Genomic DNA, 8,354 nt, shown 5'->3' on the forward strand with positions numbered 1-8,354 from the left:
GCGCGGCGCCGCGTCGGCGCCCAAACCGGCGGCCTCGGCGCCGGCCGCCACGCCGTTGCCGCCGCAGGCGCGCGAGTACCGCACCGATCACTTCGTCATCTTCAGCGCCGCCACGCCGCGACAGACCGTGCAGGTGGCGACCGCGGTGGAAGCCTTGTATCGCGCCTACGGCGAATTCTTCGCCCTGCCGCCGGCCGCGGCCGATGCGCGCCTGCGCCTGATCCTGTATCGCGACCGCGCCCAGTTCGGCGCCTTCAACACCTCGATGCCCTGGGCTGAGGCCTATTACCGCCGGCCGTACTGCCACGCCTATTTCGCCGCGGACGCCGCCAATCCCTATCACTGGATGCTGCACGAGGCGACCCATCAGCTGCACGCCGAGCGCGCCGGCTTCTCGCGCGCCAAGTGGATCAACGAAGGCGTGGCCAGCTACTTCGGCGCCAGCCGCCTGGACGGCGCGCGGCTGCGGCCGGGCGCGATCGACCCGCAGGCCTATCCGATCTGGTGGCTGCCCGAGCTGCCGCTGACCGGCTCGCTGCAGCGCGACCTGCGCTCGGGCCTGCTGATTCCGCTGCGGCAACTGATCGACGACAGCGGGCCGCCGATCGGCGGCAAGCATCTCAACGTGTATTACCTGGAGTACTGGAGCCTGAGCCATTTCCTGTTCCATTACCGCGACGGCGCCTACGCCGCGGCCTACCGCCGCCTGCTGCGCGGGCGCGGCGGCGTGGCCGAGTTCGAAGCCGAACTGGGGCCGGTCGAAGCGGTGCAGGCGCAGTGGTATCAGTATCTGCTGGAGAAACGCATCGAGGTCGTGGCGAACGGCGCGCCGGCGCAGGCGCAAGGTTGAGCCGGCGCCGAACCGCGCCGCCGTCGCGCCGCTTCGAATCCCACCTGGGCTCCCTGCAGGAGCGGCGCAAGCCGCGACCGCGCCCCGTCGGCGTCCCGCGACTCGCCACTGTGCCCGCGTATGCGCCGACGGCCGGCCCTGCGCGAACGACACGTCCATCACACCGACCGCAACCGCCTCGCAACTCATCGCAGGAGAGCGCCGAAAATTCCCGCGGCTCGACCAAGCAATACTGCCGCGGCCGCCACGCACCTGTAACAGCAACCGCTAAGCCCCCGCAGCCGCGCACCCGACCGCGCCGAACCCAGCGCAAGCGTGCACAATGCGGCCAGCGCGCCAGAAAACGCCTGCATAACGTTGACAGCCCGCACGCCGCAGCTTTGAATTCCCGCGTTCCCGCCGCGGCGCACGCGCCGCGACGATTTCTTGGGCCAGCCCCAAATTTTTCTTGCACCGGTTTCTGGCGACCGGCGTTTCCCGGAGCGGCGATGGCCCACACCCGTATCAATCTCGGCGCGCTCAAGGCTTTCGAAGCCGCCGCGCGCGCGCTCAGCCTCACCCGCGCCGCCGACGAGCTCAACGTCACCCAGGCCGCGGTCAGCCATCAGGTGCGGCTGCTGGAGAATCAACTCGGCGTCGAACTGTTCCGCCGCCTGCCGCGCGGACTGGCGCTGACCGACGAAGGCCTGAGCCTGCTGCCGGCGATCCAGGAAGCCTTCGACCGCATCGACAACGCGCTCGACCGGGTCGGCGACGGCCTGGCGCGCGAGGTGGTGCACGTCGGCGCGGTCGGCACCTTCGCCAGCGGCTGGCTGCTGCCGCGGCTGGCCGAGTTCGCGCGCCTGCACCCGTCGGTCGACGTGCGCCTGAGCACCCACAACAACCGCGTCGACCCGGCCGCCGAAGGCCTCGACTACGCCGTGCGTTTCGGCCGCGGCACCTGGCCCGGCATGGAAAGCCGGTTCCTGATGGCCGCGCCGCTGGCGCCGCTGTGCACGCCGGCGATCGCCCAGCAATTGCGCGAACCGGCCGAACTGGCGCGCTTCGCGTTGCTGCGTTCCTATTTCGTCGACGACTGGCGGCTGTGGTTCGAAGCCGCGCAGGCGACGCCGTGCGGCCCGATCAACGGGACCATCTTCGATTCGTCGCTGACCATGGTCCAATGCGCGCTGCAGAACCTGGGCGTCGCTCTCGCGCCGCCGTCGATGTTCGCGCGCGAGATCGCGCAAGGGCTGCTGGTGCAGCCGTTCGCGACCACGCTCGACGCCGGCGGTTATTGGCTCACGCGGCTGGCGTTGAAGCCGGCCGGAGACGGCGCGTCGGCGTTCGCGGCGTGGTTGCATCGGGCTTGCGCGGAGTGAGTCCGCACGGGCAAGCGGTGCGAGCAGCGGTATTGCGGTTGACGCGAAGGTTGCGAGCGCAGTAATCGCGCGTTCGCACACGCCGTTGTGGCCGAGGCCGGCCTGCATCGGCCCGGTGCTTCATCTTGCGGGCCGCCCGCCTCATCGACGGCGCGGCCGCAGCACGGCGCGGGTTTTCATTCCGGCGCGGGCGAGAACACCCGCAGGCGGTGCCCGTCCGGATCGAGCGCGACGAACGTCCGGCCGAAGTCCAGCTCCACCGGAGCCTGCACGATCGGCCAGCCGCGGCCGCGCCAATCGGCGTGCATCGCATCGACCGCGGCGTATCGCGGCTGGGCCCTGCCTCTATTCGAGGAGGATCGATTGCGCCTGTGGCACCCGTAAGTAAACGCCATGCCGCCGGCCGCGCCGCGACGTCCTCACGCAAACAACTTGCGCACCAGCCACACCATCGTGTCCTGCATCCGCACCGCGTCGGCGCCGGCGTCGATTTCCAGCGCGGCGCGGTCGAAGGCGGACGAGAGCAGGCGGGCGAGGGCGTCCGAGTCGACGTTCTCGTTGCCCAAGGCCTCGGCCAGGCCGTCGCGCAAGGTGCTGCCGGCGTTGGCCTGGTCGATCGCCAGCGATTGCTCCAGGCCCAGCGCCGCCGGGCCTTCGACCAGCAGCAGGCGGGTGCGGCCGGGCAGGGTCATGGTCCGCAGATAGGCCTGCGCGCCGCGGATGAGCGCGGCCTGCGGGCTCAGGTCGGACTGGGTGGAGGCGAGGATGTCCTCGCGCACGGACTCGGCCTCGGCTTCCAGCACCTGCCGGAACAGGTCGCGCTTGTCGGCGAAGTGGTGATACAGCGCGCCGCGGGTGATGCCGGCGAGCGCGGCGACTTCGGGCGTCGAGGTGTCGCCATAGCCTCGTTCGACGAACAGCGTGCGCGCGGCCTCGAGCAGGGTGCGGCGGGTGCTTTCGCTGCGTTCGCGGTTGCTGCGCACGGCGCGGGCCGACGAGCGGCGAGGATTGGGTGTTTTCATACATGCAGCCTGTATGTTAGTTTGGAGTTATACATACAGACTGTATGTAAAAGCCCCGGAACCGACAAGCGCAGGCCGCTTCCATGAAGATCAGCAGCTATTACCCCGTGATCATGACCGCCGACGTAGCCGGCACCGCCGCCTTCTACCAAGCCCATTTCGGCTTCGCCGCCGTGTTCGCCGCCGACTGGTACGTGCACCTGCAATCGGCCGACGACCCCTCGATCAACCTGGCCGTGCTCGACGGCGCCCACCACACCATCCCCGAATCCGGCCGCGGCCGGGTCGGCGGCTTGCTGTTGAACTTCGAGGTCGAAGACGTCGACGCGGTCCACGAGCGCCTCGCCGCCGCCGGCCTGCCGATCTTGCTGGGCCTGCGCGACGAGGCCTTCGGCCAGCGCCATTTCATCGCCGCCGATCCCAACGGCGTACTGCTGGACATCATCAAGCCGATTCCGCCGAGCGCGGAGTTCGCCGCGCACTACGAAGCGAGCGCGTTGCCGACTTGAGCGGCCCGGGCTGCCGCGTGCGGTCGCTGCGCGGGCGCGGCTCAGGCCGCGCTCACCACTCCCGTCGCCAGCGCGCCGGCCTCATCGGCGAACATCGCCATCGCGGTATTCATGCGCTTGAAGCCGAGCCGCAGATAAAACCCTTCCTTGCCGGGATTGGCGTACAGCAGGATCTTGCGATGGCCCTGCGCGCGCTGCACCAGGTGCTCGACGATGGCCTTGCCCAGACCCGTGCCCTGCTGCTGCGGGTGCACGGCGATGTCGCTGAGATAGGCGCAGTCCACGCCGTCGGCCAGGGCGCGGCCGGCGCCGACCAAGCGGCCTTGCGCATACACCAAGACGACATGACGGCTGTTGCCGAACGCGGTGCGCAGGTAGTCCGGGCTTTTCTCGCCCAAGGGCGCGATCCGGTACAGCTCGGACAGCTCGTCCCAATCCACATCGCGAAGATGGTCGATCCATTGCATGGTGCGTACTCCAGAGGGTTCGTTCGTTCTCGACCTGCGCCGAAGAGGGCTGCGAAAAGAGCGTGCGTTCAATGCGTCTCGCGCCGCGCCAGCCAGACGCCGGCCAGGATCAGCGCGCCGGCGGCGGCCATCGAGGCGGTCACCGGTTCGTCCAGCAACAGCCACGCCCAGGCCACGCCGAACAGCGGAATCAGATAGGTCACCAGCGAGGTGCGAGCGGCGCCGATGCGCGCCACCAGGCGGTAGAACAGCAAGTAGGCCAGGCCGGTGCACAACAGGCCCAGCATCAGCGCCGCGCCCCAGGCGGGTGCGGCGATCGCATGCGCGGGCCACTGCGCCAGCGTCAGCGGCAGCATCAGCAGCGCCGCGCTGAGCAGGGTCGAACTGGCCACCGCCGCCGGCGGCAGGCCGCCCAGGTGGCGGCGCACCAGATGCAGGCCGACGCCATAGAGGAACGCCGCCGCGCAACCGGCGGCGACCGCCCAGCCGATGCCGGCGCCGGCGGCCTTGCCCGCCGCCAGCACGCCCACGCCGGCGAAACCGCCGAGCAGCGCCAGCGCGCGCCGGCCGCCGATCTTCTCGCCGAAAAACACCAGGCCGACCAGCGCGGCGAACAACACCGTCATCGCGCTGGTGATCGCGCCGATGCCGGCCGGCGCGCGTTCCGCGCCCCAGGCGAACAGCACGAACGGCACGGCGGAGTTGACCGCGCCGACCAAGGCCAGCTTCGGCCACGACCGCAGCGGGAACTGCGCCCGCGCGCGCCACAGCAGCGGCGCCAGCACCAATCCGCCCAGGGCCAGGCGCAGTTCGACCAGCGGCACCGGGCTGAACGCCGGCGCGGCGACGCGCATGAACAAGAACGAGATGCCCCAGATCGCGGCCAGGGCCGGCAGTTCCAGCGCGTCCAGGCGCAGGCGGGCGGCGAGGCCGGTCGGAGCGGGGGCGAGGGCGGCATGGGCGTTCATGGCAGGCGTCTCCTGGGGACGGCTGTCAGTTTGGGATGTGTCTGGACTTAAATTCGAACCAGAATTGGAAAAATATATGGAGCCAGTTTGCGGCCGCCGCGCCGGCCTTGAGGTGCTTGCGTTGCGAGGATCGAGGCCGTCTGCGCTAGCGCGCGGCATGGAGCGTCGATCCATTCCAATGGAGCCGGTTTGGTCCGCCAGGACCGGCCGGGCCGCGAGTGCCGGGCGCACCGGAATTGCTTCAGCCTCGTTGCGCACGGCGGCTCGTCGTCCTGTTCCTGCGGATTGCGACAGCAACCCGACGCCGGTCGTCGCTCGGCGGCTGCGCGCGGGCATCGGATCGGGCGCGTCGCACGCGCGATCGCCTGGCGCGCCGCCCTCAGATGTGCATCCGCAAGTTCCGCATCCGAAAACATCGCGTGTGGCTGCAACGGCAGCCGCGTTCGTCGACGCGCACCCGCCGACCGCGTTCGCGCGAGGCAAGAAGCCGAACGCGCATGGGTCTTTCGTGCGGCGCAGCGGCCGCGCAAGCCGCGCCGACGCCGCCGGCTCGCGCCGCCGCTCAGCTACCCGGCGGATACTTCTCGCCGTACTTCAACTCCACCGGCATGTAGGTGGTCAGATTGATCGGGCAGTTGTAGTAGTCCGAATGCGCGCACAGGAAATTGTAGAGGGTGTTGAGGTTGAGGCTCAGCGCGCTCGGCGGCTGGCCGGCGGGGAAGCGGGTTTCCAGCACCCGGCCGCCGCCGTAGCTGGTTTTCTTCGAGGTCTTGTCGGTGAAGAACAGCAGCAGGTGGTCGATCTGCTTCCAGTCCTTGCTCTTGTTGAACGCGCGCAGGGTGTAGGTCTTGCCTTGCAGCGGCAGTTCGACGTCGCCGATCCAGTACATCGTGCCGGTGTGGTTGCGGGAGTCCAGATGGCTGACCGGCCTGGGCGCGTCGCGGCGGACGAAGTTCGCTGCGACTACGCCTTTGGGATCGTAGGGAAAGAACGACAGCCCCTTGAAGCGCTGCGCGACCCGCGCGGGGTTGTACAGCCAGGCCTTGACCGAGTCGTCGTAGACCGTGGCGCGCACGCTGAGGCCGCCGGGCAGCGCTTGCTTCTGATCGGGCGCCTTGAGCAGGTCGAGCGCTTGCAGGCCCGGCCCTTCGATCAGCGCGCGGCCGTCGCGGTAGCCGACCCGAATGTCCTTGCCGCCGCCGGCGCCGGCGGCCCAGCGCAGCGCCGATGCGTTCGCGTCCGCCGGCAGGTGCGCGGACGCGCCGGCGGCGATCACCGCGACGTCCTGGATCGCATACATGCCGGTCGGGCCGCCGGCCTGCTGGATCAGCGCGGCGCGGAACGCGTCGTAGTCCTCGCGCGGCCCGGCCGCGGCGGCGCAGGGCAGCGCGAGCGCGGCGGCCAGCAGCGCGGCGGCGGACAGGAAAAGCGGCAGGCGCATCGGACGCTCCGGAGCGGCGGGACGGTAAGCGCAGGTTAGCCAATGCGTGCGCGGCGCGCGCCGGCCGCAAGTCGGCGCAGCGCGGTGACGTTTGTCAGACATCGGCGGGGTTCTGCGCCAGCTGCCCGTGCCGGATCCGCGCGATCGCCTCGACCGCCGCCAGCATCCGCCGCCGTGCCGCCGGATTGGCCGAGTGCACCTGTAACTGCGGCGGCGCGAAGCCGCGTTCGGCCACCGCGCGCTCGATCCACAGCAGCACGTCGTAGCCGGTGCCGCGCGCGTCGTCGCCGAGGTCGTGGTCCAGGCTCAGCTCGGCGACCGCGCCGGTGTCGAGCAGGGCGATGGCCTCGTCGGGCCAGTACACCCGCACCCAGCCGGGCGGAGTGTCGCGTTCGTCGTCCAGGTAAACGCGCATGTCCGGATCGTCCTTGGCGGCCGCCGCCGATGTCGGCGGCGCGCGCCGGCGCCGGCAAGCGCCCGGCAAGGATCGTGCCCGCGGCGCGGTTTGCGCGCGCGGTTCGGATGCTAGTGAGCCGGCCGCCACGGATCGCGATATTCGTGCGCCCTCCCTGTCCTCCACGCCGCGCCCGCGGGCGTTAGAGCTAGCGAATGCCGCTGGGGCGGCATCGTTCGACGCGACGGCGCCGGCGGCGCACACAGGCGACAAAGCGCCGTTCGAACGCCGTCGCGGCGTCACAGGAATTTCGCAGGTTCTTCATGTGCATAGCGTTCGCTCCTGCCGAACCGGCCCGGTGCCCGACCGGCCGTTTCTGCGTTCGCCATCGCGATCGGTCCGTCGCCAGCGGCGGCGCTCGGGCGTGTGCGCCGCATCGCCGGGCAGCGGCTCGGCGGTCGCCGTTCCGGCCCGGCGCCGATGTTCGGGCGCGGACTTGCCCGCTGCGGCCGCGCCACGGCGGTGGCGGTCGCGCTGCATCCGCCGACGCGCTCGTACGTATGGCCTTTAACCGGTCTTGCCTGGGCGGCGAACGCCTGAGCCTCCGGCTACCGCGAGTTCACGATGCGAATGACGATCCACCGCCAGGTTTTGCCGCGCAGGCCGTCGCACTGCGCGGCGCGCGCGGTCACGCCGGCCGCGTCGCGCCGTTGTCCGGCATGACGGCGCGACCGGGCCGAAGGAGGCGCAAATGACCCGTTACTGGATCCAGGCCGGCGACACCACCAGCGGCGGCGGCCGCGTGCTCGGCGAGACCGGCGCGGGCGCGGGCGGGCGACGGCGCTGGGCGCGGATCGGCGATGCGGTGCAATGCGGCCTGCACGGCGCCACCGTGATCGTCACCGGCGACGCCGAGCAGGCCATCGACGGCCGCGCGGTGGCGCGCCACGGCGATTTCTGCGCCTGCGGCTGCATCCTGATTTCGTTGAGCCAGATCCAGTCGATCGTCGAACTGGGCACCGACCTGATCGCGCAGCCGCAGGCGCGGCGCGGCTGAGCGCGGCCGCGCGGCGCTACACTGCGCGCGGGCCGGACCGGCCGCACGCAGGATGTCGCAAGGCATGGATCTGGCACTGTTCGATTTCGACGGCACCATCACCGAGCGCGAAACCTTCGCCGGTTTCGTCCGCGCCAGCATCGGCCGCCGCCGGCGCTGGCTCGGCGGCGTGGCGGTGGCGCCGTACTACATCGGCTACAAGCTCGGTTGGTTGTCGGGCGAACGCGTGCGCCGGCGCGTGGTCGCGGTGGCGCTGCGCGGCCGGCCCGAGCGCGACGTGCGCGC

At 70.8% G+C, this 8,354-nt stretch carries 10 protein-coding genes and 1 pseudogene; 5 read left to right on the forward strand and 6 right to left on the reverse strand.

All coding sequences use genetic code 11. The annotated features are described in order from the left end of the window. Both A7A76_RS05350 and A7A76_RS05355 read left to right on the forward strand, forming a co-directional pair. Window positions 1-850 (forward strand): hypothetical protein (locus A7A76_RS05350; protein WP_206410223.1); only part of this gene is annotated, 850 nt, incomplete at its 5' end. Window positions 851-1,338: 488 nt separating this feature from the next. Continuing rightward, window positions 1,339-2,211 (forward strand): LysR family transcriptional regulator, encoded by an 873-nt coding sequence (locus tag A7A76_RS05355; protein ID WP_206410224.1) that lies wholly within the window; start codon window positions 1,339-1,341, stop codon window positions 2,209-2,211. Window positions 2,212-2,387: 176 nt separating this feature from the next. Here A7A76_RS05355 and A7A76_RS25820 read toward each other — a convergent pair whose 3' ends face one another. Together A7A76_RS25820 and A7A76_RS05365 are read right to left on the reverse strand one after the other, a co-directional pair. Continuing rightward, window positions 2,388-2,519 (reverse strand): hypothetical protein, encoded by a 132-nt coding sequence (locus A7A76_RS25820; RefSeq protein ID WP_277425783.1) that lies wholly within the window; start codon window positions 2,517-2,519, stop codon window positions 2,388-2,390. Window positions 2,520-2,630: 111 nt separating this feature from the next. Beyond that, the gene (locus tag A7A76_RS05365; protein WP_206410225.1) at window positions 2,631-3,233 is read right to left on the reverse strand and encodes a TetR/AcrR family transcriptional regulator; all 603 of its coding nucleotides are present in this window, start codon (window positions 3,231-3,233) and stop codon (window positions 2,631-2,633) included. An 83-nt stretch (window positions 3,234-3,316) separates the two neighbouring features. Here A7A76_RS05365 and A7A76_RS05370 point away from each other — a divergent pair, with 83 nt between their 5' ends. Then, entirely contained in the window at window positions 3,317-3,742 is a 426-nt protein-coding gene (locus tag A7A76_RS05370) for a VOC family protein (protein WP_206410226.1), read from the forward strand. A 41-nt stretch (window positions 3,743-3,783) separates the two neighbouring features. On the opposite strand, the gene A7A76_RS05375 is transcribed toward A7A76_RS05370, so the two are convergent. The 4 genes from A7A76_RS05375 to A7A76_RS05390 all read right to left on the reverse strand — a co-directional run bounded on the left by A7A76_RS05375 (window position 3,784) and on the right by A7A76_RS05390 (window position 7,033). Beyond that, window positions 3,784-4,209, reverse strand: coding sequence for a GNAT family N-acetyltransferase (locus A7A76_RS05375; RefSeq protein WP_206410227.1), 426 nt, complete (start codon window positions 4,207-4,209; stop codon window positions 3,784-3,786). A gap of 68 nt (window positions 4,210-4,277) precedes the next feature. Then, window positions 4,278-5,177: a DMT family transporter gene (locus A7A76_RS05380; protein ID WP_206410228.1), complete on the reverse strand. Its 900-nt coding sequence runs from the start codon at window positions 5,175-5,177 to the stop codon at window positions 4,278-4,280. A 562-nt stretch (window positions 5,178-5,739) separates the two neighbouring features. Beyond that, a complete protein-coding gene (locus A7A76_RS05385) occupies window positions 5,740-6,618 on the reverse strand; it encodes a DUF1684 domain-containing protein (protein WP_206410229.1) in 879 nt (292 codons plus the stop codon). Window positions 6,619-6,712: 94 nt separating this feature from the next. Then, a complete protein-coding gene (locus A7A76_RS05390) occupies window positions 6,713-7,033 on the reverse strand; it encodes a cyclic-phosphate processing receiver domain-containing protein (RefSeq protein WP_206410230.1) in 321 nt (106 codons plus the stop codon). Between the two features lie 730 nt (window positions 7,034-7,763). Between A7A76_RS05390 and A7A76_RS05395 the strand changes: the two genes are divergently transcribed. Continuing rightward, a complete protein-coding gene (locus A7A76_RS05395; RefSeq protein ID WP_206410231.1) occupies window positions 7,764-8,069 on the forward strand; it encodes a PAAR domain-containing protein in 306 nt (101 codons plus the stop codon). Window positions 8,070-8,133: 64 nt separating this feature from the next. Beyond that, window positions 8,134-8,354: pseudogene (locus A7A76_RS05400) on the forward strand (HAD family hydrolase); the annotation flags it as partial.

Source organism: Lysobacter enzymogenes (assembly GCF_017168095.1).
Taxonomy (GTDB): domain Bacteria; phylum Pseudomonadota; class Gammaproteobacteria; order Xanthomonadales; family Xanthomonadaceae; genus Lysobacter; species Lysobacter enzymogenes_D.